Below are 22,176 nucleotides of genomic sequence, written 5' to 3' on the forward strand. Positions count from 1 at the left end.
ACCGAATTCAAAGTTGAGCCGCCACGTATCAACTTTATTTGACAGTGTTCGGGAGTCGGAGTACAGTTGAGCCATCGCGACTCAGGTTTCCCTGATCGCCCCGGATTTCCAGACCACTATCAACCTCAGCAACTAAGGAGAATCACATGGCACGTGCTGTTGGAATCGACCTCGGTACGACGAACTCCGTCGTCAGCGTCCTCGAGGGTGGCGAGCCGAAGGTCATCGCCAATGCCGAGGGCTTCCGCACCACCCCCTCGGTCGTCGCATTCACGAAGGACGGCGAGGTGCTCGTCGGTGAGACCGCGAAGCGCCAGGCCGTCACGAACGTCGACCGCACCATCGCATCCGTCAAGCGCCACATGGGCACCGACTGGACGTTCGACGTCGACGGCAAGAAGTGGACGCCGCAGGAGATCTCCGCGCGCATCCTCCAGAAGCTCAAGCGCGACGCCGAGTCCTACCTGGGTGACACGGTGACCGATGCGGTCATCACCGTCCCCGCGTACTTCAACGATGCCGAGCGTCAGGCCACCAAGGAGGCCGGCGAGATCTCGGGCCTCAACGTCCTGCGCATCATCAACGAGCCGACCGCAGCCGCCCTGGCCTACGGCCTCGACAAGGGCAAGGAAGACGAGCTCATCCTGGTCTTCGACCTGGGTGGTGGAACGTTCGACGTCTCGCTGCTCGAGGTGGGCAAGGACGACGACTTCTCGACCATCCAGGTGCGCTCCACCGCGGGCGACAACCGCCTCGGCGGTGACGACTGGGACCAGCGTCTCGTCGACCACCTGATCAAGCAGTTCAAGGAGACCACGGGCGTCGACGTCTCGGGTGACAAGATCGCCCTGCAGCGTCTCAAGGAGGCTGCGGAGCAGGCCAAGAAGGAGCTCTCCTCCTCGACCTCGACCAGCATCAACCTCCCGTACCTGTCGCTGACCGAGTCGGGCCCGGTGTCGCTGAGCGAGACCATCACCCGCGCGAAGTTCGAGGACCTGACGAAGGACCTGCTCGACCGCACCAAGAAGCCGTTCGAGGACGTCATCCGCGAAGCCGGCATCAAGGTCGCCGACATCGATCACATCGTGCTCGTGGGTGGATCGACCCGCATGCCCGCCGTCGCCGAGCTCGTCAAGCGCGAGACCGGCAAGGAGGCCAACAAGGGCGTCAACCCCGATGAGGTCGTCGCCGTGGGTGCGGCCCTCCAGGCCGGTGTCCTCAAGGGCGAGCGCAAGGACGTTCTGCTCATCGACGTCACCCCCCTCAGCCTCGGCATCGAGACCAAGGGCGGCATGATGACCAAGCTCATCGAGCGCAACACGGCCATCCCGACCAAGCGCAGCGAGACCTTCACCACGGCAGACGACAACCAGCCGTCCGTCGCGATCCAGGTCTTCCAGGGCGAGCGCGACTTCACCCGCGACAACAAGCCGCTGGGAACGTTCGAGCTCACCGGAATCGCCCCGGCTCCCCGTGGCATCCCGCAGATCGAGGTCACGTTCGACATCGACGCCAACGGCATCGTACACGTGTCCGCCAAGGACAAGGGCACGGGCACCGAGAAGTCGATCGTCATCTCCGGCGGCTCGTCGCTGTCGAAGGAAGACATCGAGCGCATGGTGCGCGAGGCCGAGGAGCACGCGGCTGAGGACAAGGCGCGCCGTGAGGCCGCCGAGGTCCGCAACCAGGCCGAGACGCTCGCGTACTCGATCGAGAAGCTGATCACCGAGAACGACGACAAGCTGCCCGAGGACGTGAAGACCGAGGTCAAGGCCGATGTCGACGCTCTCAAGACGGCTCTGGCCAGCGAAGACGACGAGGCCGTGAAGACCGCGTTCGACAAGCTGAACCAGTCGCAGGGCAAGATCGGCGAAGCCATCTACGCGCAGTCCCAGACCGAAGGCGCCCCGAGCGCCGACGCTGCGGGCGAGGCCCCGGCCGACGACGCCTCCTCTGACGAGGACGTCATCGACGCCGAGGTCGTCGACGACGAGGACGAGAAGAAGTAATCATGACGGACAAGAACTTCGACGACAATCAGGTTCCTGAGCCCGCCGAAGGTCACAGCGAGGGGTCGGATGCTCAGGCATCCGGCCCCGCGCCGCACAACCCGGACTCTGACGAGGCCCGGGCTGCGGAGGGCTCTGACGACGCGGACTTCACGATCGACGACATCCTGAACGCCGACCAGACGGCTGAGGCCGCTGCGGGGGATACCGCGATCGCGGACGCCGAGAACGCGCTGCTGAACGACCTCAAGCGACTCCAGGCCGAGTACGCCAACTACCGCCGACGCACCGAAGAGCAGCGTCAGGTCGAGATCGAGCGCGCGAAGGGCGAGGCCGCGAAGGGCCTCATCCCCGTGCTCGACGATCTCGATCGCGCGGCCCAGCACGGTGATCTCGTCGAGGGCACTCCCTTCGCCGTGATCGCCGGCAAGGTGCGGGTGATCGTCGAGCGTCTCGGCGTCGTCTCCTACGGCGAGAAGGGCGAGGAATTCGACCCGCAGCGCCACGAGGCGATCTTCCAACAGCCCACCCCGGGCGTCGACAAGACCACGGTGCTCGAGGTCGTCGAGGTGGGTTACCGCCTCGGTGATGTCGAGCTGCGTCCCGCGAAGGTCGTCGTCGCCGTACCTGCGGAGTAGGTGATCGATGGCTAGCCAGGACTGGTTCGACAAGGACTTCTACAAGACCCTCGGGGTCTCGAAGGACGTCAGCGACGCTGATCTCAAGAAGACGTACCGCAAGCTCGCTCGCAAGTACCACCCCGACTCCAATCAGGGTGATGCGAAGGCGGAGGCGAAGTTCAAAGAGGTCAGCGAGGCGTACTCGGTGCTCTCGGATGCCGAACAGCGCAAGGAGTACGACGAGATCCGCGCCATGGGTTCGGGCGCACGCTTCACGGCGGGCGGTTCGAGCGCGGGCGGCTTCGAAGACGTCTTCAGCCGGTTCGGGCAGCAGGGGCGCGGGCAGCAGCAGTCCGCCGACTTCGAGGACATCTTCGCGATGTTCAATCAGGGTCAGGGTGGCTCGTTCGGCTCCGGCCGTTTCGGGCAGACCTCCGGCGGATACCGCGGCTTCGGCGGCCCTCAGAAGGGGGCCGATGTCACGGCGCGCACCACGCTCGACTTCGCCACGGCCGTGCAGGGCGAGACGATCTCGCTCCAAGGCGACGACGGCAAGCCGTTCAAGGTGAAGATCCCCGCCGGCGTCGCTGACGGGCAGAAGATCAGGCTCCGCGGACGCGGACGCCCTTCTCCCGACGGCGGAGAGAACGGCGACGTGGTGGTGCAGATCGCGGTGCGACCGCATCCGGTGTTCACCCGCGAAGGGCTGAACCTGCGTGTGGTCGTGCCGGTGACCTTCACCGAGGCGGCGCTCGGGGCGACGATCGAGGTTCCTACGCTCAGCGGCGACACGGTCAAGCTCCGCGTCGCACCCGGCACCCCCTCCGGGCGGGTGCTGCGCGTCAAGGGCCGCGGCGTCACCACGTCGAAGGGCACGGGCGACCTGCTCGCCGAGCTGCAGATCGCGGTGCCGTCGCACCTCGACGACGCCGCTCGAGAGGCGCTGGAGAAGTTCCAGTCGCTCGAGCCCGCAGAGAACCCGCGTGCCGACCTCATGGCCAAGGCCCGCCGGTAGAGAAGCCCGCAGCAGGCACGATGACGAACGCGAACACCGAGGAAGAGGTGAGGGAACATGGCTGACCAGCACATGGATGCCGACACCCCGGTGTTCGCGATCGCCGTCGCCGCCCAGCTCTCGGGTCTTCACCCGCAGACGCTGCGGCAGTACGACCGCATCGGACTCGTGGTGCCCGGTCGCACCTCCGGCGGCTCTCGTCGCTATTCGACCCGCAACATCGAACAGCTCCGCGAGGTCGCCCAGCTGTCGTCCGAAGGCGTGAGCCTCCCGGCGATCGCGCGTGTTCTCGACCTCGAAGACGAGAACCGGATGCTGCGCCGCCGCGTGGCCGAGCTCGATGCCGCACTGCGCGCCGAGCGTGAGAACCGCCCCGGCATGCGCGTGTTCGCCGCAGGATCCGCCGGCGTCACCCCGATGCCCAGCGGTCGCCGCATCCGTCGCTCGGCCGAGGTCGTGCTCTGGCACCCCGGTAGCGGACGCGGCTGATACTCGGAGCCGGCACCTCACAGAGGTCGCCGCACGCGTCATCCATCCGCGCGCGGTATCGTTGCGACACGATGAGGATGACGCGTCGCACACTGCTGATTGGCGCCGGAGCCGGCGTCCTGGGAGTCCTGCTGGCCTCCTGCACGCCTGAGCCGGCTCCGTCCCCCACGCCCGACGGTTCGCCCACCCCGAAGCCGACCGCCGGCGCGATCACCCCCGCGGCGTTCGCCCGCAGCGCGTGGACGACTGACCCCTACGCGCTCGGTGCCGCGAGCTTCACCCCGGTCGGCACGCAGGCGAGCGCCCGCGAGGCGCTGGCCGAGCCGATCGACGACCGGCTCTTCATCGCCGGGGAGGCGACCGACGTCGAGGCGCCGGGCACGATCGCCGCCGCGCTCCGATCCGGAGATCGGGCCGCCGATGAGCTTCTGCGAGCCGCCGACACCGGTGAGCGCGTCGCGATCGTCGGCGCGGGTCTCGCCGGTGCCGCGGCCGCCGCCCGACTCGTCGCTGAGGGGCTGCAGGTCACGGTGTTCGAGGCGCGCGACCGCGTCGGCGGGCGCGTCCACTCTGTCGTGGATGACAAGGCCTGGCCCTTCCCGGCTCAGCTGGGCGGATGGCTGCTCGGGTCGTCCGACGATGTCCTGCTCGACACCCTCAACACTCTCGACATCCGCATGGTTCCGATCGCGGGTGCGCTGTGGCGATCCACCGATACCGACACCGGCACCGGCGAGGACGTCGAGCCGGTGTCGATCGAACCGGTGCAGGCGGCGATCGCCACCGCCCAGCAGGGGCCGACGGACACCTCTCTGGAGGAGGCGCTGACGGCTGCGGGCGCTGATCCCGAAGAGCCGGGACTCGCCGCACTCCTCGCCTCGATCTCGGCCGCTTCAGGGGCCGACGCCTCCGACGAATCGACGTGGTTCCCGCCGCGGCTCCCCGTCGACGAGATGATGGCGCCTCTCGGCGACCTGACCCCGGCCATCGACGAGCTTCTCGAGGGTGCGAAGCTGAGCCTCTCGTCGCCCGTCAGTCGCGTGGCCTACGACGAGGCGGGCGTCAGCCTCGGCATCGCCTCCGGAGAATCGCTGTCGTTCGACCGCGTGCTCATCACGGTGCCGCTCGGCGTTCTGAAGGGCGAGGGACTGGAGTTCTCGCCTGCGCTGCCTTTCGGTCATCGTGGTGCCATCGCCGAGCTCGAGATGGGACGTATCGAGACGGTCTGGCTGCGCTTCGACGATCCGCTGATCGTGTCGGCTCCCGACGGCGAAGGCGAGGCCGAAGGCGATGCTGCAGCCGCTGATTCCGAGGCGATGCTCTGGCACGTGGTCGGCGGCGATGCGCTGATCCGCACCTGGATCAACCTCGCACCGACCACGGGTGAGAACATCGTGGTGGGCATCGTCGGCGGAGAAGCGGCAGCCACGTTCGCCGAGATGAGTGAGCAGAAGACGCTCGAGGCGGCGATCGCCTCGCTCGCGCCGTTCCTCACCGCACCGGCCTGACTCGCGCCGGCCGCAGCGCGCTCAGACCTCCGGCCGCTCCTGGCCACGTCGTCGCATCCGACTGACGAGCACGATCGACGTCGCGACGAGCGCGAAGATCGCCAGGGCCACCCCGCTGGTGAGCAGGAACTCCGGGGGCCCTGACACCTGTCTCGGGTCGAGGAGGTAGTACGGATACCAACCCACCGACGGCCCGCGCCACATCGTGACGCCGCCCCACGCGAGCGGGAAGGAGAGGGCCGTGGGCACCACCCACCACGGCACGCCGCGGTGTCCGGGTGTGAGCACCCAGGCGATGGCGGTGCACGCCGGCAGCCAGAAGTGCAGCACCTGATCAGACCAGGGCACGTCGACGCGGATACCGCGGAGTCCCGCCTGCCAGACGATCAGCGCGAAGGCGAGCCCTGCCGTGATGGTCCAGGTCAGCACGAGAGCCAGAGCCACGGTGAACCAGCGAGGATCCGTGGCCCGGATGAAGGCGAGCACCGCACCGATCAGCAGCACGGCCACCAGCGCGCAGTTGGACTGGACGGTCAGGTACGCGAAGAAATTCTCCCCCGCGATCGTGCGGGAGCTCAGCCCCCAGAACAGTCGGTGCACGAGCGCCACGGTGCACACTGCGGCCGTGGCCAAGCGCAGCACGCCGAACGCCGATCGTGCCCTCACTCTCGCCTCGTGCCCCTTCCCGGCGGTGCGCATCGTCGTCCAGACGGCGCATCTCCCATCCGGCGAGTCTACGGAAGGCGGAACCGAGAGGGGTTACGGAGACCCGCGCTCAGGAGACGGAAAAGTCCCCTCAATAGCGTGATGAGCAGGGATAGCCCCTGCTCCGCGCCTGGCGCGCGGTGTCCTGCCACGAAGGAACACCTCCTCATGACGAACACCACCGCCCCCTCTGCCGCCGCCTCGCTGGGACTCCTGGTCCTGCGCGTCGTGGTCGGCGCCGTCTTCGCCGCTCACGGAGCGCAGAAGATCTTCGAATACACGATCCCCGGCACCATCGGCAGCTTCGCGGGCATGGGGGTGCCGATGCCCGAGATCGCCGCCCCCTTCGTCGCCTTCGTCGAGCTGATCGGCGGCATCCTGCTGGTGCTCGGCCTCTTCACCCGCCTGGCCGGCATCCTGCTCGCGATCGACATGGTCGTGGCCCTGGTCCTCGTGCACCTCGCCGCCGGGCTCTGGGTCGGCGAGGGCGGATACGAGTTCGTCGCCGTGCTCGGCGCGGCCGCGCTGGCTCTCGCGCTCACCGGTGCCGGACGGTTCTCACTCGACGGTGCGTTCCTGCGCGGCCGGGTTCCCGCCTGGCTCAGCTGAGGGCACGAGGGAGCGCCCCACGGGGCGCTCCCTCTCCGGTGTGTATCCTGTCAACAGTTAACAGGAGGTCACCGTGACACAGACCGTCAAGCGCGGAGAGTCCCTCGGCGCGCAGGTGGCGCAGGTCCTGCGTCAGCGCATCGTCCGAGGCGAGCTCTCGCCCGGTGCGCGCATCACCGAGGAGGCGCTCGCCGAGGAGTTCTCGGTGAGCAGGGGCCCGATCCGCGACGCACTCACCCAGCTCAGCTTCGAGAAGCTCGTCGAGGTGCAGCGCCCGCGCGGCGTCTACATCACCGGGCTCTCGCAGGACGACGTCGATCAGCTCTACAGTCTGCGGGGCGCTCTCGAGCAGCTCGCGCTCTCGCGCGCGATGAGAGTCGACGACGACGCACGGTGGGCAGCGATGGCGGCCACGGTCGATCGCATGAGCCAGGCCGCCGACAGGGGGGACCACGCGGCGTTCGTCGCCGCCGACCTCGAGTTCCACTCGGAGATCTACGTCCTCGCCGACCACCCGCGACTGCAGGGGGCGTGGAGTCAGTACCTGCCGACCTTCGCGTCGCTTCTCGAGGTGACCATCAATCACGACGACGACCTTCACGAGTCATCCGACGACCACATGAAGCTCATGGACGTGATGCGCTCAGGCACGCCCGAGGAGGCGGCGGCAGTGCTCACCGCCCATCTCGACGGCGCGCGCGATCGGATGCTCAGCGAGCTGGCCGACCGGCCTGCCTGACTGCCCGTTGCCGTAGCGGCAGCACCCGGGATCAGGCCCGAGGGGTGAGGCGACGCCGCAGCACCCAGGTGTTGCCGGTCGCGTCACCGCTGTGCTCGAAGTCGTCGAGTACAGCCGTGGACAGTGCCAGACCGCGTCCGCTCTCGCTGTCGACGCCGGGCATCGTCACCGCATCCCAGTCGATCCTGGCCGGATCTGCCGTGTCGACGAAGGTCGCGACGAGAGCGTCGGAGCTCACCTCGATGTCGACCTCGACGGTGATGCCGGCATCCGGTTCGCCCGCCGCTTCACCATGGCTGGCGATGTTCGTCGACACCTCGCTGACCGCCAGCGCGAACAGCGTCCGGTCCTCGGGGGTCACGTGCGGGGCCGCCTCCCACAGCGCGTCCAGGGCGTCGAGGACATGCTCGACGAAGGCGGGCCCGGCCAGGCCCGCCACATGCGCGGTGTGCCGGTCAGTGCCCATCGAACGCCGTCTCAGGCGTGGGGTGGTCGAGGAGGACCCGGTCGAGGTTCGTCAGGTGCAGCACCGTCCGCACAGCCTCGGGCACTGTCGCGATGCGCAGATCGCCGCCTGCGACCCTGGCGCTCTTCAGCCCGCCGACGAGAGCGCCGAGCCCCGACGAGTCGACGAACTGCAGTTCGGCCATGTCGATGACGATCTTCGAGTCGCCGGCGGCGACGAGATCGTTCACCGCCTTGCGCAGCAGCGGTGCACCCGTCGCCGTCAGGCGGCCGGACAGGGCGATCACGGCGAAGCCGTCCCTGACGTCAGTGCTGAGATCCATGGTTCTCCTCCTCGAGGATTCGGGCCGGTCCGCGGTAGCGAGCGGCTTGGATGATGACGCTGAGCACGACGAGGTCGTACAGCACCCACACCGTGTTGACGAGAGTGCCCGTTCCGTCGCCCGTGCCGATGATGACCCGGGTCACGCCGATCACGAGCGCCACGCTGAGCACGACGATCGCGGTCAGCTGCGGCCAGATCTGACCCCACGGCACCCCTCGCGGATCGCGTCCGTCCTTGCGCGTCACCGCAAAGGAGAGGGGGCGGCCGAAGACCACGTTCGCGACGGCGGTCCAGCATGCGCGGATCCAGACCGGGAACAGCGCGAGGGAGTACTGCTGTCCGCGCCAGGTTCTGAGTCCTTTGGCGACGACGAGGAAGAGCAGCTGATTGACCAGGAAGTACGGCAGGAACCGGACGAAGAAGTCGACCGACCAGGCGGTGACGGGCAGCACCCCGAACACGAGATAGACGACCGGCGCCGTGAGATAGATGACGGCGGCGAACCCCGACAGATAGCTCCACATCGTGGCGAAGTACATCAGTCGCTGGCCGATCGACAGCCCGCGCTTCGCGAGCGGGTTGTCGCGCAACATGACCTGCAGCGTGCCTTGGGCCCAGCGCAGTCGCTGCGTCAGCATCGTGCGCAGGTCTTCGGGTGCGAGTCCCTGGGCGAGGATCTCGTGATGGTAGACGCTGCGCCAGCCGAGCGAGTGCAGCTGCATCGCCGTGGCCATGTCCTCCGTCACCGAGATCGTCGCCAGGGGGAGGATCGGCTGTGCCTCGTCGCCGCGGTCGAGGCGCAGGGCGTCGAGCAGGGCTGCGACGGCATCGAGCGCCGTGATGGGAGAGAGGTCGGACTCGGCCAGCGCCGTCAGGCCCGCCTCGTCGACGACGATGGCGTCGAGCTGTGCGTCGTGCGCGATCGGCAGGGATCCGAGCTCGGCGAGATCGGCTCTGATGCCGGCGAGATCCTTGGCGACGAGGATCACCGAGGCGTTGCGCACGGCCGCCGACACGGCATCCGCGATCTCGCGCACAGGGGCGCCGGCGGCCAGATCGCGCCGGGCGCGGCCGATCGACAGGTGCAGGGAGTACAGCTCCCGGCGGAGTTCCGGGTCGGATGCCGAGCGCATCTCCTTCTCGATCAGGGTCTCAGAGGTGCGCAGCGCGCGGGCCGCGGTGTCGGTCACCTCGCGCACGTAGCCGATGATCCCCAGCTGCATCAGGGCGTCGCGGCGGAGCACGGCGTTCGAGCCGCAGAAGAAGGCGGCGTTCCAGCCGTCCTTGCCCTGCTGGATCGGACCGTAGAACAGCGGTGCCTGGCTGCCGAGCGGGTCGGCCTCGTCGACGTTGACGAACCACTGCGGCGTCTGCACGACCGCGACCTCGGGGTCATCGGCGAAGTACCCCAGCGTGCGGTGCAGGATCAGCGGGTCGGGGATCTGGTCGGCGTCGAGGATGAGGAGGAACTCTCCGTCTGTCTCGAACAGTGCGGCATTGAGGTTGCCCGCCTTCGCGTGACGGGGCTTTCCGGTCCAGTCGTCCGAGCGGGTGAGGTAGCCGATGTCCGCCTCGCGGGCGGCCTGCTCGAGTTCGGGACGCGCGCCGTCGTCGAGGATCCAGGTCGTGTGGGGATACGCGATCCCCCGCGCGGCGCGTGCCGTCGTCATCACGAGCTCGATCGGCTCGTTGTAGGTCGCGATGAACACGTCGACAGTGCCCTGGGGTGGGGATACCGGGGCCGGGCGTTCCTTGGCCCGCCACATCGTGAGACAGAAGAGGAAGGTGTCGATCAGACTGTAGGTCTCTGCGATCACCAGGGGCACGGCGATCCACCACGCCGACCAGTTCACCGATTCGAGCCAGCGCCAGGCGACGTAGTTCACCCCGAGCAGCACCGACAGGACGGCGATGATGCGGATCGCAGCGAAGCGTGCGGTCATGCGTCGCGCCTCACGACGATCACGGTGATGTCGTCGGTGGCCCGGTCGTCCGAGATGAGTCCCAGCGCCTCCTCGATCGCCCCGTCGGGGCCGAGGGTGTCGAGCACTCGGGCCACATGGGCGAACGGGTCATCGGCGTCGAGCACGTCGAGCAGCCCGTCGCTGCAGCAGACGAAGGCGTCGCCGGGCTCGAGGCGGGTGCGGCGGGACTCCCGAGGATCCTGGTCGGGCAGTGCCGCGCCCATCCCGAGGGGGAGTCCGGTCGAACGGAGGTGCTCCCACGAGCCGTCGCGGCGGAGGATGAACGCCAGGCTGTGTCCCGCGTCGATCACCTCCAGGTCGCCGGTCTGGGGCTGCAGCTCGGCGTGGACGGCCGTGACGAACATCGTCGTCTCCGAGAGATCCTCCTCGAGGATCCGGTCGGCATCGGCGATCGCCTCGGCGATGCTGCGTTCGGGGGCTGTGCGCAGAGATGCACGCACCCCGGCCGCGACGATGGCGGGGCCGGTGCCCTTGCCCATCGCGTCCGCGAGGGTGATGCGCAGCGCCTCGCCGTGCAGGCGCAGATCGTAGAAGTCTCCCGCCAGGCGCCCGCGCGAGGCGCCGCCGCCCGCGATCGTGTAACCGGCGACGGTGGGGAGCGAGTGCGGTCGCAGTGCGCTCTGGATGAGGGTGGCCTGATCGAGCTCGACGTCTGCCGCGATCTCGCTCTGCACCCAGAATGCGAGGTCTCGGAGCAGGGCGCGCTCCGCCTCCGAGAACGAGTGCGGTTCGGTGTCGAGCACGCACAGAGTGCCGACGGGTTCGCCGCCTGGCGCGTGGAGCGGATGCCCGGCGTAGAACCGGAGATGGGGGTCGCCGACCACGAACGGGTTCGTGGCGAAGATCTCGGTCGCGCTGGCATCCTCGACCACGACCGTGCGGTCCTGACCGACCGTGTAGTCGCAGAAGGAATCCTGTCGGGGTGCCTCGTCGCCGCCGAGGCCGATCTCGGATTTGCGCCACTGGCGATCGCCGTCGAGCAGAGAGACGCTCACCATCGGCACGCCGAACATCTGCTGGGCCAGCCTGGCCACTCGATCGACTCGTTCATCCCGGGGGGTGTCCAGGATCCCGAGTTCCTCCAACGCCTGCTGTCTTCTGAGCTCGTCGAACATTGCTCCGCTCCCCTCGTAGCTGCTCTCATACTGGCATCTTGGAGTGTGGTGGCGACAGCGAGACAAGCGGAAGTCTCGAAGCCAACGGTGTTGACTGTTAACAGTCAACACTGCTACGGTCAGAGCGTCGACAACAAGGTCGACCCACGTAGAGGAGCAAAGATGCCCCGCAAGCGCATCACCCGTGCCGCCGCCGCACTCGCGGCCGTCGCCGCCACCGCTCTCGTCCTGTCGGCCTGCACGAAGGTCGAAGAGGGTGAAGATGCGGAATCCGCCTTTCCCGAGAACGACATCCGCCTGATCATCCAGGCGAACCCAGGCGGTGGATCCGACCTGTCGTCGCGTGCGCTCGCCACCGAGCTCGAGGGCATCCTCGGCGTCAGCTTGATCCCCGAGAACATGCCGGGTGCCGCAGGCGCCCTGGCGATGGAGTACGTCGGCGCGCAGGACCCCGACGGCTACGTCATCGGCTTCGCTCCCGTCGAGATCGCGATGCTCAACACCACGCAGAGCGCGAACGTGCTGCCCGAGGACTTCGACCTGCTGGGGCAGATCATGCTCGCCCCCGGCGTCGTCACGGTCGGCGCGAACAGCGGCATCGAGTCGCTCGAAGACCTCGTCGCGCAGGCGAAGTCCGGTGCGGTCACCGTCGCGAACTCCGGCGCCGGTTCGATCTGGGAGGCCGCGACGATCGGTCTCGGCGACGCGACCGATGCCGCCTTCACCCCGGTGCCCTATGACGGTGGAGCCACGGCCGTCGCGGCCGCCGCATCCGGTGAGACCGTCGCGGCGGTGTCCGGCCTGGGCGAGGCTCTCGCGCAGGGCGAAGCCGTGCGCATCCTCGCCGTCCTGAACGATGAGCGCCACCCCGACGCGGAGGACGTGCCGACGGCCGACGAGGCGATCGGCGAAGACGTCGTGTTCGGCGGCTGGGGCGGCATCTACGCCCCGAAGGGCCTGCCGGACGATGTGAAGAGCGAACTCGAGGCGGCCGTCAAGGAGGCCGTCGAGTCCGACACCTACCAGCAGTTCCAGAAGGACGCCGGCAACCTCGTGGTCTACCGCGACTCCGCCGAGTGGACGACGTTCGTCGACGAGCAGTTCGACCTGTTCAAGGACCTCCTGGGCTGACCCGGCCGGGCTGCGGGGTCGGCCGAACCGTCGACCCCGCAGTCGGACACCGATCGTCAGACCAGAGAAGGAGCACCATGTCCCACGCCGATGTAACTCCTTCGGTCGAGCAGGACGCTCACCAGGGAGCGCCCCCCTCGCGACCGCTCGAGATCGCCTTCGGATTCGTCGCCCTGGCATTCAGCGCCGGTTACCTCTTCCTGGCCACGCAGATCCCCCTGCGTCGGGAGGCGCTGCCCGGCCAGATCGACGCACGCTTCTGGCCCATGGTCATCGCCGTCACAGCGGTCGTCATCTCGCTCGCGATCCTGGCCCTGGCGGTCACCCGCCCCGCTCCCGGTCGCGAAGACCTCGACCGCATCCAGCCGGGTGGCATGGTCCGCGTCGTCGCCACTCTCGCGATCGCCGGCGCCTTCATCGCGGTCTGGTCGCTGGGCTCCGTCATCCTCTTCGGCTATCGCATCGAGGTCTTCCCCGTCGCCGCAGCCGTGCTGATGGCCGCTCTCATGCTCCTCTACGGGCACCGCCGCTGGCTGAGCCTGATCATCTACTCCGTCTCCGTCACGGCGTTCGTCTACGTCGTGTTCGGCATGCTCCTGAGGATCCCGCTGTGAACGCGCTCATGGAGGGGCTGAACTCGCTCCTCGACATCTCGATCCTGCTCTACATGCTCGTCGGGCTCCTGCTCGGCTTCATGGTCGGAGCCTTCCCCGGCATCACCGCGACCATGGCCGTGGCGCTCGCCGCCGGTTTCACGCTCACCCTCGAACCCGTCCAGGGGCTCGCCGTGCTGCTCACGATCTACGTGGCCGCGAACTTCGGCGACCGGGTGCCGTCGATCCTCATCAACACCCCTGGCACACCCGCCTCGATCGCGACGACGCTCGACGGCTATCCGATGGCGAAGCAGGGGAGGGCAGGACTCGCGCTCACGATCTCGGCGATCGTGTCGGCCGTCGGCATCCTCGCCTCTCTCGTGCTCTTCGCGGTCGCCGCAGTGCCGATCGCCAGCTTCGCCCGCGACTACTTCAAGTCGCCCGAGCTCTTCGCTCTGGTCGTCTTCGGAATCTCGATCATGATCGGCATCTCGTCGAAGTCGATGCTCAAGGGCATCCTCGCCGGTCTCTTCGGCCTCATGCTCGGCACTGTCGGAACGTATGCCGCGACGGCTGACCAGCGCTTCACCTTCGGAGTGCTCGAGCTGGTCGAGGGCGTCAACTTCATCGCCGTGATCATCGGGCTGTTCGGCATCGCCGAGCTCTTCGACCAGCTGCTCACCTATCGCAAGAGCAACGTGCGCCCCATCTCGAGCCTCGGTCGCTGGTGGCCGAACCGCTCGGAGCTGAAGCAGAGCGGACGAGCCACCGCCGTCGGCGGCGCGGTCGGACTCGGCGTCGGGCTCATCCCGGCCGCCGGCGGCGACATCGCCGGCCTCATCGGCTGGGAGCGAGCTCGCAAGGCGTCGAAGCACCCGGAGATGTTCGGCAAGGGATCGATCGAAGGCGTCGCCGCCTCCGACACCGCATCCAGCGCCACGCTCGGCGGATCTCTCACGACCACCATGGCGCTCGGCATCCCCGGCGACTCGGTGATGGCCGTGATGATCGGCTCGATGATCATCTGGGGCATCACCCCCGGGCCCACGCTGTTCACGAACCGCCCCGACCTCGTGGTCTCGATCGTCGGCATCATGCTCGTCGCGACCCTGCTGTCGCTGGGGCTGAGCCTCGTGCGCATGAAGGGCATGGTGAAGCTGCTCGACGTGCCGCAGCCGTACCTGTGGAGCGGCATCCTGATCTTCTGCATCATCGGCACGTATGCGACCTCGAACAGCCTCTCGACCGTCGTCACGATGCTCGTCTTCGGTGTGATCGGAGTGCTGCTGAAGCGGATGCAGGTGCCGGCAGGGCCCATCGTGCTCGGCCTGCTGCTCGGTCCGCTCGCCGAGGAGAACCTCGCCCGAACGCTGGCGATCCTCCCGACGCGTCCGTTCTTCGAGGTGGTGAGCCCGATCGCGATCGTGCTGCTCGCGCTCGCCGTGCTGTCGATCGTGATGCCCGCGATCCGCGCTGCCCGCACGCCCCGCGCCGAACGCGCATCACTCGAGGACTCGATCCTGAAGGCCGAGAGCCGCGAGCAGATCGAGAAGGCGCACGGCGAGCTCGCAGCCGACCCCGACCTGCTCACGTCGACCGTCCGCAATGTCCAGGCCCCCGCGAGGCGCCCGCGCAGAACCCGCAAGAACCCCAAGGAGAACGAGAAGTGACCCGCTACGACATCCTCACCGCCGTGCCGACCGCCTTCCACAGCGACGGCGCTCTCGACCTCGAGGGATCGCGAGCGATCTTCCGCTTCGTCGCCGAATCGGGCAACGAGGGCGCGTTCATCCTCGGCACCACGGGGGAGTTCCCCGCCGTCGATGCGACCGAGTTCGCCGCGATCGTCGAGGCGGCGCTGGCCGAGTTGCAGCACCGGATGCGGGTCGTCGTGCACGTGGGGCAGCCGAGCACGTTCGAGGCGCTGCGACTGGTCGAGATCGCGAAGGGCCTCGGAGCGACCGAGTTCGCCGCCCTCACGCCGTACTACCTCAAGGCCACGGACGAGTCGATCTTCGAGTACTTCGCGGCGCTGTCGGGAGCGATCGGAGATGGCCGACTGTACGTCTACATCTACCCGGCACGCAGCGGCAACCCGGTCTCGGTCGAGCTGCTCGCCCGCCTCGCCGAGCTGCCCAACGTCGTCGGCGCGAAGATCAGCGAGCTGTCGCTCGAGGAGATCGCCGCCTACCGTGCCGCAGTGCCCGCCGACTTCGACCTCTACACCGGCGCTGACCGCGACCTGATCGCTGCGGTCGAGGTGGGCGCGCAGGGCGTGGTCTCCGGGGTCTCCTCCGTCACCCCCAAGCCGTTCCGCGCGCTGGCCGATGCCGGCCGCTCGGGCGATGCCGACGCCGTCGCCGCAGCCCAGGCCGCCGTCGACGATGTCGTCTCGCTCATCGGCGGAGACATGGCGCGCATGAAAGAGGCGTATCGCGTGCTGGACGTCGTGGACACGCACTGCCGCATGGCCATCGCCGAGCCGACGGATGCCGAGCGCGAGGCGGTCGCACGGGTCGTGGCGGCGCACCGGTAGACGCAGCTCTGCGCCGCGGTTCCGAGGGCGGCTCACAGCCGATCGGGGCAGGATGGAACCATGCCCGCCTCCCCGTATGAATCCCGGCCATGGCTCGACTCCTATGCGGACGGTGTGCCCGCTGAGATCGATGCCCCGACGCAGACGCTGCCGGAGATGATGTCGGCGAGCATCGCCACGTTCGGCCGTCGGCCGGCACTGGAGTTCTTCGGCGCGGTCACGACCTATCGCGAGCTCGGCGACCAGATCCTGCGCGCTGCCGAGGGGCTGCGGCGGCTGGGTGTGCACAAGGGCGACCGGGTCGCGCTCGTGCTGCCGAACTGCCCGCAGCATGTGGTGGCCTTCTACGCCGCGCTCCGCCTCGGTGCCATCGTCGTCGAGCACAACCCGCTCTATACGACGAGGGAGTTGCGGCACCAGTTCGAAGACCACGGAGCCAAGGTCGCGATCGTCTGGGACAAGACCGTCGACACGATCGCCGAGTTCCCCGCGGATCTCCGTGTCGAGCACATCGTGAGCGTCGACCTCACCGAGGCGATGCCGGCCTCCCAGCGGATGCTGCTGCGTCTGCCCCTCCCGAAGGCGCGCGCAGCACGCGCGAAGCTGACGGCCACCCCCAGAGCACGGCGAGCGGTGGCCTGGAAGAAGCTGGTCGACCATCGGGCTCTGTCGCGCAAGGTCGAGGGTCCGGCGCTGAGTGACACGGCGCTGCTGCAGTACACGAGCGGAACCACGGGCACGCCGAAGGGAGCGATCCTCACGCACGAGAATCTTCGCGCCAACGCGATGCAGGGCCGGGCGTGGGTGCCGGGTCTCGTCGACGGCGAGGAGACGTTCTACGGAGTGCTCCCGCTGTTCCACGCCTACGGCATGACGCTGTGCCTCACCTTCGCCATGAGTATCGGCGCCAAGCTCGTGCTGTTCCCGACGTTCGACCTCGGCCTCGTGACGAAGGCTGCACGCACCAGTCCGCCGACGTTCCTGCCCGCGGTCCCGCCCATCTACGACCAGCTCGCGCGTGCCGCATCGCGCGGGACCATCGACCTCTCCACCGTCCGCTTCGCGATCTCGGGGGCGATGAGTCTTCCGGTCGCGACCGTGCAGCGGTGGGAGGAGGCGACCGGCGGCCTGCTCGTCGAGGGCTACGGCATGACCGAGAGCTCGCCCGTCGCGCTCGGCAATCCGATGGGCAGGAGCAGGCGTCCCGGCACCGTCGGAGTGCCGTTCCCGAGCACCGAGATCCGCGTCGTGGACCCGTCGGACACCGAGGTCGACGTGCCCGTCGGCGACCGCGGCGAACTGCTCATCCGCGGCCCTCAGGTGTTCCAGGGGTACTGGCGCCGCCCGGGCGACACCGCCGACGTCCTGCTCGCCGACGGATGGCTGCGCACCGGCGACATCGCCGAGGTCTCGGCTGACGGCTTCGTCACGATCGTCGACCGCCTCAAGGAGCTCATCATCACCGGCGGGTTCAACGTGTCGCCCACCGAGGTGGAGGACGCCCTCGAGGCGCATCCCGACGTGGTCGCGGCCGCAGTCGTCGGCCTGCCGCGGTCGAGCGGTGGGGAGGAGATTGCCGCCGCGATCGTGCTCCGAGAGGGTGCTACCCTCGATGCCGGCGCGCTGCGCGACTTCTGTCGCACGAGGCTCACGCCCTACAAGGTGCCCAAGCGCATCGTCGTCGTGGACGAGCTTCCCCGCTCGCTCATCGGCAAGGTGCTGCGGCGTCAGGTGCGGGACCGGATGCTCGCCGACTGACCGGCCGGCGGCGGCTCTCGCCCGCCTCTCGCCGATCGTCGTGAAACCGGTTACAGTGTGCCGATGGCCACGATCTACGATGTCGCTCGACTCGCGCAGGTGTCGCCGGCCACCGTCTCGCGGGTGTTCAACGGCACCAGCGTCTCTGCCGAGAAGGTCGACGCGGTGCGCCGAGCCGCCGAGCAGCTGCGCTTCACGCCCAACCGGACCGCTCGCAACCTGCGAAGGCAGAGTTCCGAGGTCATCGGCCTCGTGATCCCCGACATCGAGAACCCGTACTTCACCGAGATGGCCAGAGGCGTCGAGGACGTCGCCTCGGAGGCCGGGTACTCGGTCGTGCTCTGCAACTCCGACTCGCAGCTCGAGAAGGAGGCGGCCTACCTGCAGATCGCGATCTCGGAGCACATGTCCGGAGTGATCATCGCCCCGGCATCCGAGCGCACGAGGCTCGACGGCATCCTCGACACGGGGCGCCCCGTCGTCGCCGTCGACCGGCACACCGTCTACGACATCGACGGCGTCGTGATGGCCAACCGCGACGCGGGAGCGTCGGCCACCGAGGGGCTTCTCGCCGCCGGATTCCGCAGGATCGCATACATCGGCGGACCCGAGGGGATCGACACCGCTGCGGAGCGCGCAGCGGGCTGGCGTGCGGCGCTCGCGGCCGGGGCCCCCGGCGTCGACGCCGACGAGCTGCTGCGCTTCTCGACGTTCCGCGTCGACGGGGGGAGGGTCGCCATGGAGGAGCTGCTCGCGCTGCCGGAACGCCCCGATGCGGTGGTGGCCGGCAACAATCTGATCGGCGTGGGTGCGATACAGGTTCTGACGGAACACGGCCTGACGCCACCGCGGGTGGGCGTCGCGGTGATCGGCTCGCTGCCGTTCACGACGCTCTCGCCGACCGCAGTGACGGTCGTGCGACTGCCGGCCCGTGAGATGGGAGTCAGGGCCGCGCGGATGCTGCTCGAGCGCATCGGCGGAGACCGCGGGCCGTCACGCACAGTGGTGCTGCCGAGTGAGGTCCAGCCCGCCAGCGCCGGGCTGACTGTCACGCGCTGACGCGCACGCCACTCGGTCCTACTGCGACCGCCAGAATCGCGTGGCGAGATTGGTGAGCTCGGTGTCGAGGTCATCGACCTTGCCCTCGACGCGGGTCAGTCGCGTGTCGAGGGAGTCCAGCCGCACATTCACGACCTCGAAGCCGGCGCGCATCTCGCTGCGCAGGCCTCCGATCTCGCCGTGCATCTCGCTGCGCAGGCCTCCGATCTCGGCGCGCAGCACCCGATTGAACTGCGTGGTCATGAGGGTCATGCCTCCGAGCATCGCGGTGGCGAAGATGCCGATCATCGTCCAGGCCTGCGGATCGCTCAATTCCATACCCCCATTGTTCGTCGAGGGGATCAGGATGTCACCGCCTGTCGGTGCTGTATGCCGGAGTGTCCGCACATCGGGTACAACCCGGGCGCATGTCGAACGGTGCAGAAGCGATCATGAGCAGCACTGCTTGCGCGATGAAATCGATTTCGCGTAGGGTTGCAGCACACGTGCGATCAAGGAGGACGCGAGTTATGACCTACACCCTGCCGACCACGGCATCCCGACCGGCATCCGCGCCGAAGACCGCGTACCTGATCGCCTCCGGTGACCTGCGCGAGGCTGCGAACACCGGCGGCTGGCCCGTGCAGGTCGAGCTCGAAGCGGGCGTCACCGGCGTGTTCGAGGAGCTCGGCTGGACCGTCATCCGCGCCAACGACGTCGACCCCGCCACAGGGCACGGCTTCATCTCGAGCCAGCGCATGGGCCTCGAGGTCTTCAAGAACATCCCCACGGATGCTCCGCTCATCGTCGCGGAGGCCGTGTGGCAGTACTCGCACCACGTGCTCGCCGGTCTGCGCACGCACGAGGGCCCCATCCTCACCGTCGCGAACTTCGCGGGCGACTGGCCCGGCCTCGTCGGACTCCTCGGCCTGAACGCCGGCCTCACCAAGATGGACAAGCCCTACGCGACGATCTGGTCGGTCGACTTCACCGACGACTGGTTCACCGCCGGCATCAGGGAGTGGACCGAGACCGGCGCGATCACCCATGACGCCTCGCACGTGCGTCCACTGCCCGCGCTGCCCGACAGCCCCGAGAAGGCGCTGGGCGAGGCGCTCGCCGCCGACCTCCTCGCCGAGAAGGCCATCATCGGCGTCTTCGACGAGGGCTGCATGGGCATGTACAACGCGATCTTCGACGACGAGCTGCTCAACAGGACGGGCATCTACAAGGAGCGCCTCTCGCAGTCGGCTCTGTATGCCGAGATGCTCGAAGTCGGCGACGACGAGGCCGATGCCGCCTACGACTGGCTGATCGACGCCGGCATGACGTTCCGGTACGGCGCGGATGCCGAGACCGAGCTGACCCGCGAGCAGGTGCAGTGGCAGCTGAAGATGTACATCGCCGCCCTCCGCATCGCCGACGACTTCGGGCTCGACGCGGTCGGCATCCAATATCAGCAGGGCCTGAAGGACCTGGTTCCGGCATCCGACCTCGCCGAGGGCATCCTGAACTCGACCGAGCGCCCGCCCGTCACCTCGCGCGATGGCTCACGGGTGCTGCACGAAGGCCGCGCGTTCCCGCACTTCAACGAGGCCGACGAGGGCGTCGCAGTCGACGCGCTGGTCACCGATCGGGTCTGGCGCGCGATGGGCCTCGTGCCCGACAACACCCTGCACGACGTGCGCTGGGGCGAGGACTTCGACGGGCAGTTCGTCTGGGTCTACGAGATCTCCGGCTCGGTGCCGGCGTCGCACCTCGGCGGGTGGCAGAACGCTGAGGGATGGCGCCAGGGCCATGTCTTCTTCCCCGCCGGCGGCGCGACGATCAACGGCGTCTCGAAGCCGGGCGAGATCGTGCTGTCGCGTGTGTTCATCGCCGACGGCATCCTGCAGGCCGACATCTTCCGGGCATCGGTCGTCGAGCTGCCGGCCGAGGAGACCCAGCGGCGCAAGGATGCGACGAACCCCGAGTGGCCGATCGCGCACGTGGTGCTGCACGGCGTCTCGCGCGACCAGTTCATGGCCCGCCACAAGGCCAACCACGCGCAGCTCGTCTACGCACCGGATGCCGAGACGGCCGACAAGGCCCTCATCGCGAAAGCGGCGATGTTCGCCGGCATGGGCATCAAGGTCAACCTGGTCGGAGACGTCGCGATCTGATCGGCTGACTCCAGCGGGTCGAGAAGGGGCGGATGCTGCGGCATCCGCCCCTTCTTCCGTTCCTTCCCGTCTTTCCACTTAAGCGCTATAGTCGGCGGCAGGTCGTGACGACGCGACCTGATTCGACAACGACGCCGAAGGAGACGATCAGTGATGAACCAGAATGTCAGGAATCACCGACTGCGAAGGGGCATCGCCGGGCTGGGTGTTCTCGCCACAGCTGCTGCGGGCATTCTCGCCGGTTCGATGGGAGCCGCCGCCGAGACCTCGGAGCCGACCGATCCGAAGCTCGCCGTCTACGTCGAGGTGAACTCGAACGATTTAGCCAACGTGGCGGATTACACGCTCGCCGAGTCCGGAGACGCAGCCATCGACATGGCGATGATCTTCGCCGCCAACATCAACTACGACGGCGAGAAGGCGTACCTGCACTTCAACGAGCGCGTCACCGAGACGCTCGACGATGCGGAGACGCAGATCCGACCGGTGCAGGCGAAGGGCACCAAGGTGCTGCTCTCGGTGCTCGGCAACCACCAGGGCGCCGGGTTCGCGAACTTCACCTCGTATGCGCAGGCCGATGCGTTCGCCGCACAGCTCGCCGACGCCGTGACGACCTACGGTCTCGACGGCATCGACTTCGACGACGAGTGGAGCGAGTACGGCGCGAACGGAACCCCGCAGCCGAACCCGCAGTCGTTCGGATGGCTGGCAACGGCGCTGCGCGATCGACTCGGCCCCGACAAGATCATCAGCCTGTACGCGATCGGTCCGACGTACACGACGACCAACTTCACGCTGTTCGACGCCGTCGGCGTGCTCGACTACGCCTGGAACCCGTACTACCCGACGTACGACGCTCCCACCGTGAGCGGGCTCGAAGACAGGACGCGACTCGGAGCGGCCGCGATCGACCTCTCGGCGACGAGCGCCGCGACGGCAGCCGACTTCGCGACGCGGACGGTGTCTGACGGCTACGGGGTCTATGTCGCCTACAACCTCACCGCGGCAGACCAGTCGGCGTATCTCTCGGGCATCACCGAAGCGCTGAAGGGCGAGGCGACGGAGTACCGCGCGGCACCCCGCGACACGACACCTCCGACCGTCACGGTGAAAGAGGGAGCCCAGTTCACGAAGAGCAAGCAGGACGGCACCTATCAGCGCGTGAGCTACAAGCTCTACGACGAGGGGAAGATCGACAGGCTCTCGGTGAACGGGGTCGCCAAGGACCTCTCGGACAACGCGTGGAGCGACCTGAACTTCGTGAAGCCCGGCGCGTTCGGCGCGGTCGCGGGGGCGAACACGCTGCAGGTGGTCGACGTCGCCGGCAACGTCACCGAGCTCTCGTTCGTCCTGTCGAAGTGACGACCCGCG

The 22,176-nt window shown here is 68.2% G+C and carries 21 protein-coding genes; 15 read left to right on the plus strand and 6 right to left on the minus strand.

All coding sequences use genetic code 11. The features are described 5' to 3' along the window. Nucleotides 1-146 precede the first annotated feature (146 nt). From dnaK to ACIP5T_RS13335, 5 genes are all read left to right on the plus strand, one after another. Nucleotides 147-2,009, plus strand: a complete 1,863-nt coding sequence (gene dnaK, locus ACIP5T_RS13315) for a molecular chaperone DnaK (RefSeq protein ID WP_400863967.1) — start codon at nt 147-149, stop codon at nt 2,007-2,009. A 2-nt stretch (nt 2,010-2,011) separates the two neighbouring features. Next, nucleotides 2,012-2,647: a nucleotide exchange factor GrpE gene (locus tag ACIP5T_RS13320; RefSeq protein ID WP_400863969.1), complete on the plus strand. Its 636-nt coding sequence runs from the start codon at nt 2,012-2,014 to the stop codon at nt 2,645-2,647. A gap of 7 nt (nt 2,648-2,654) precedes the next feature. Next, the gene (locus ACIP5T_RS13325) at nt 2,655-3,644 is read left to right on the plus strand and encodes a DnaJ C-terminal domain-containing protein (RefSeq protein ID WP_400863971.1); all 990 of its coding nucleotides are present in this window, start codon (nt 2,655-2,657) and stop codon (nt 3,642-3,644) included. Between the two features lie 57 nt (nt 3,645-3,701). Further along, entirely contained in the window at nt 3,702-4,133 is a 432-nt protein-coding gene (locus tag ACIP5T_RS13330; protein ID WP_400863974.1) for a heat shock protein transcriptional repressor HspR, read from the plus strand. A gap of 77 nt (nt 4,134-4,210) precedes the next feature. Further along, nucleotides 4,211-5,641: an FAD-dependent oxidoreductase gene (locus ACIP5T_RS13335; protein WP_400863976.1), complete on the plus strand. Its 1,431-nt coding sequence runs from the start codon at nt 4,211-4,213 to the stop codon at nt 5,639-5,641. 21 nt (nt 5,642-5,662) lie between these two features. Here the strand turns inward: ACIP5T_RS13335 and ACIP5T_RS13340 are convergent, their stop codons facing one another. After that, nucleotides 5,663-6,307 (minus strand): Pr6Pr family membrane protein, encoded by a 645-nt coding sequence (locus ACIP5T_RS13340; RefSeq protein ID WP_400863979.1) that lies wholly within the window; start codon nt 6,305-6,307, stop codon nt 5,663-5,665. Nucleotides 6,308-6,514: 207 nt separating this feature from the next. Between ACIP5T_RS13340 and ACIP5T_RS13345 the strand changes: the two genes are divergently transcribed. Beyond that, nucleotides 6,515-6,955 (plus strand): DoxX family protein, encoded by a 441-nt coding sequence (locus ACIP5T_RS13345; protein ID WP_400863981.1) that lies wholly within the window; start codon nt 6,515-6,517, stop codon nt 6,953-6,955. 73 nt (nt 6,956-7,028) lie between these two features. Further along, on the plus strand, nt 7,029-7,694 hold the full coding sequence (locus tag ACIP5T_RS13350) for a GntR family transcriptional regulator (protein ID WP_400863983.1): 666 nt from the start codon (nt 7,029-7,031) through the stop codon (nt 7,692-7,694). A gap of 31 nt (nt 7,695-7,725) precedes the next feature. On the opposite strand, the gene ACIP5T_RS13355 is transcribed toward ACIP5T_RS13350, so the two are convergent. The 4 genes from ACIP5T_RS13355 to ACIP5T_RS13370 are packed head-to-tail and all read right to left on the minus strand — an operon-like array spanning nt 7,726 to nt 11,584. Beyond that, nucleotides 7,726-8,160, minus strand: coding sequence for an ATP-binding protein (locus tag ACIP5T_RS13355; RefSeq protein WP_400863985.1), 435 nt, complete (start codon nt 8,158-8,160; stop codon nt 7,726-7,728). Continuing rightward, nucleotides 8,150-8,482, minus strand: a complete 333-nt coding sequence (locus ACIP5T_RS13360; RefSeq protein ID WP_400863987.1) for an STAS domain-containing protein — start codon at nt 8,480-8,482, stop codon at nt 8,150-8,152. The genes ACIP5T_RS13355 and ACIP5T_RS13360 overlap by 11 nt, the downstream gene beginning before the upstream one ends. Then, on the minus strand, nt 8,466-10,427 hold the full coding sequence (locus tag ACIP5T_RS13365; RefSeq protein WP_400863989.1) for a glycosyltransferase family 2 protein: 1,962 nt from the start codon (nt 10,425-10,427) through the stop codon (nt 8,466-8,468). The genes ACIP5T_RS13360 and ACIP5T_RS13365 overlap by 17 nt, the downstream gene beginning before the upstream one ends. Continuing rightward, nucleotides 10,424-11,584 carry a PP2C family protein-serine/threonine phosphatase gene (locus ACIP5T_RS13370; RefSeq protein WP_400863991.1) on the minus strand — a complete coding sequence of 387 codons (1,161 nt, stop codon included), beginning with the start codon at nt 11,582-11,584 and terminating at the stop codon, nt 10,424-10,426. Before ACIP5T_RS13370 ends, ACIP5T_RS13365 begins: the two co-directional genes overlap by 4 nt. 162 nt (nt 11,585-11,746) lie before the next feature. Between ACIP5T_RS13370 and ACIP5T_RS13375 the strand changes: the two genes are divergently transcribed. The 6 genes from ACIP5T_RS13375 (at nt 11,747) to ACIP5T_RS13400 (ending at nt 18,664) form a co-directional block, all read left to right on the plus strand. Beyond that, nucleotides 11,747-12,715 (plus strand): tripartite tricarboxylate transporter substrate binding protein, encoded by a 969-nt coding sequence (locus tag ACIP5T_RS13375; protein ID WP_400863994.1) that lies wholly within the window; start codon nt 11,747-11,749, stop codon nt 12,713-12,715. 77 nt (nt 12,716-12,792) lie between these two features. Beyond that, on the plus strand, nt 12,793-13,329 hold the full coding sequence (locus tag ACIP5T_RS13380) for a tripartite tricarboxylate transporter TctB family protein (RefSeq protein ID WP_400863997.1): 537 nt from the start codon (nt 12,793-12,795) through the stop codon (nt 13,327-13,329). Beyond that, a complete protein-coding gene (locus ACIP5T_RS13385; RefSeq protein ID WP_400864000.1) occupies nt 13,326-14,981 on the plus strand; it encodes a tripartite tricarboxylate transporter permease in 1,656 nt (551 codons plus the stop codon). Before ACIP5T_RS13380 ends, ACIP5T_RS13385 begins: the two co-directional genes overlap by 4 nt. Further along, a complete protein-coding gene (locus ACIP5T_RS13390) occupies nt 14,978-15,847 on the plus strand; it encodes a dihydrodipicolinate synthase family protein (protein ID WP_400864003.1) in 870 nt (289 codons plus the stop codon). The genes ACIP5T_RS13385 and ACIP5T_RS13390 overlap by 4 nt, the downstream gene beginning before the upstream one ends. Before the next feature lie 60 nt (nt 15,848-15,907). Then, a complete protein-coding gene (locus tag ACIP5T_RS13395; RefSeq protein WP_400864005.1) occupies nt 15,908-17,605 on the plus strand; it encodes a long-chain-fatty-acid--CoA ligase in 1,698 nt (565 codons plus the stop codon). Between the two features lie 63 nt (nt 17,606-17,668). Continuing rightward, nucleotides 17,669-18,664 carry a LacI family DNA-binding transcriptional regulator gene (locus ACIP5T_RS13400; RefSeq protein ID WP_400864007.1) on the plus strand — a complete coding sequence of 332 codons (996 nt, stop codon included), beginning with the start codon at nt 17,669-17,671 and terminating at the stop codon, nt 18,662-18,664. Nucleotides 18,665-18,682: 18 nt separating this feature from the next. On the opposite strand, the gene ACIP5T_RS13405 is transcribed toward ACIP5T_RS13400, so the two are convergent. Further along, nucleotides 18,683-18,982 carry a hypothetical protein gene (locus ACIP5T_RS13405; RefSeq protein ID WP_400864010.1) on the minus strand — a complete coding sequence of 100 codons (300 nt, stop codon included), beginning with the start codon at nt 18,980-18,982 and terminating at the stop codon, nt 18,683-18,685. A gap of 191 nt (nt 18,983-19,173) precedes the next feature. Between ACIP5T_RS13405 and ACIP5T_RS13410 the strand changes: the two genes are divergently transcribed. Together ACIP5T_RS13410 and ACIP5T_RS13415 are read left to right on the plus strand one after the other, a co-directional pair. Next, nucleotides 19,174-20,805: a fucose isomerase gene (locus tag ACIP5T_RS13410; RefSeq protein ID WP_400864012.1), complete on the plus strand. Its 1,632-nt coding sequence runs from the start codon at nt 19,174-19,176 to the stop codon at nt 20,803-20,805. A gap of 153 nt (nt 20,806-20,958) precedes the next feature. Further along, the gene (locus ACIP5T_RS13415; protein WP_400864742.1) at nt 20,959-22,167 is read left to right on the plus strand and encodes an endo-beta-N-acetylglucosaminidase H; all 1,209 of its coding nucleotides are present in this window, start codon (nt 20,959-20,961) and stop codon (nt 22,165-22,167) included. Nucleotides 22,168-22,176 lie beyond the last annotated feature (9 nt).

It is taken from the genome of Microbacterium sp. NPDC088619 (assembly GCF_044752825.1).
GTDB lineage: Bacteria > Actinomycetota > Actinomycetes > Actinomycetales > Microbacteriaceae > Microbacterium.

Coding starts and splice junctions, on each gene's coding strand:
- dnaK (WP_400863967.1), top strand. CDS start 147: ATGGCACGTGCTGTTGGAATCGACCTCGGTACGACGAACTCCGTCGTC.
- ACIP5T_RS13320 (WP_400863969.1), top strand. CDS start 2,012: ATGACGGACAAGAACTTCGACGACAATCAGGTTCCTGAGCCCGCCGAA.
- ACIP5T_RS13325 (WP_400863971.1), top strand. CDS start 2,655: ATGGCTAGCCAGGACTGGTTCGACAAGGACTTCTACAAGACCCTCGGG.
- ACIP5T_RS13330 (WP_400863974.1), top strand. CDS start 3,702: ATGGCTGACCAGCACATGGATGCCGACACCCCGGTGTTCGCGATCGCC.
- ACIP5T_RS13335 (WP_400863976.1), top strand. CDS start 4,211: ATGACGCGTCGCACACTGCTGATTGGCGCCGGAGCCGGCGTCCTGGGA.
- ACIP5T_RS13345 (WP_400863981.1), top strand. CDS start 6,515: ATGACGAACACCACCGCCCCCTCTGCCGCCGCCTCGCTGGGACTCCTG.
- ACIP5T_RS13355 (WP_400863985.1), bottom strand. CDS start 8,160: ATGGGCACTGACCGGCACACCGCGCATGTGGCGGGCCTGGCCGGGCCC.
- ACIP5T_RS13360 (WP_400863987.1), bottom strand. CDS start 8,482: ATGGATCTCAGCACTGACGTCAGGGACGGCTTCGCCGTGATCGCCCTG.
- ACIP5T_RS13365 (WP_400863989.1), bottom strand. CDS start 10,427: ATGACCGCACGCTTCGCTGCGATCCGCATCATCGCCGTCCTGTCGGTG.
- ACIP5T_RS13370 (WP_400863991.1), bottom strand. CDS start 11,584: ATGTTCGACGAGCTCAGAAGACAGCAGGCGTTGGAGGAACTCGGGATC.
- ACIP5T_RS13375 (WP_400863994.1), top strand. CDS start 11,747: ATGCCCCGCAAGCGCATCACCCGTGCCGCCGCCGCACTCGCGGCCGTC.
- ACIP5T_RS13380 (WP_400863997.1), top strand. CDS start 12,793: ATGTCCCACGCCGATGTAACTCCTTCGGTCGAGCAGGACGCTCACCAG.
- ACIP5T_RS13395 (WP_400864005.1), top strand. CDS start 15,908: ATGCCCGCCTCCCCGTATGAATCCCGGCCATGGCTCGACTCCTATGCG.
- ACIP5T_RS13400 (WP_400864007.1), top strand. CDS start 17,669: ATGGCCACGATCTACGATGTCGCTCGACTCGCGCAGGTGTCGCCGGCC.
- ACIP5T_RS13405 (WP_400864010.1), bottom strand. CDS start 18,982: ATGGAATTGAGCGATCCGCAGGCCTGGACGATGATCGGCATCTTCGCC.
- ACIP5T_RS13410 (WP_400864012.1), top strand. CDS start 19,174: ATGACCTACACCCTGCCGACCACGGCATCCCGACCGGCATCCGCGCCG.
- ACIP5T_RS13415 (WP_400864742.1), top strand. CDS start 20,959: ATGAACCAGAATGTCAGGAATCACCGACTGCGAAGGGGCATCGCCGGG.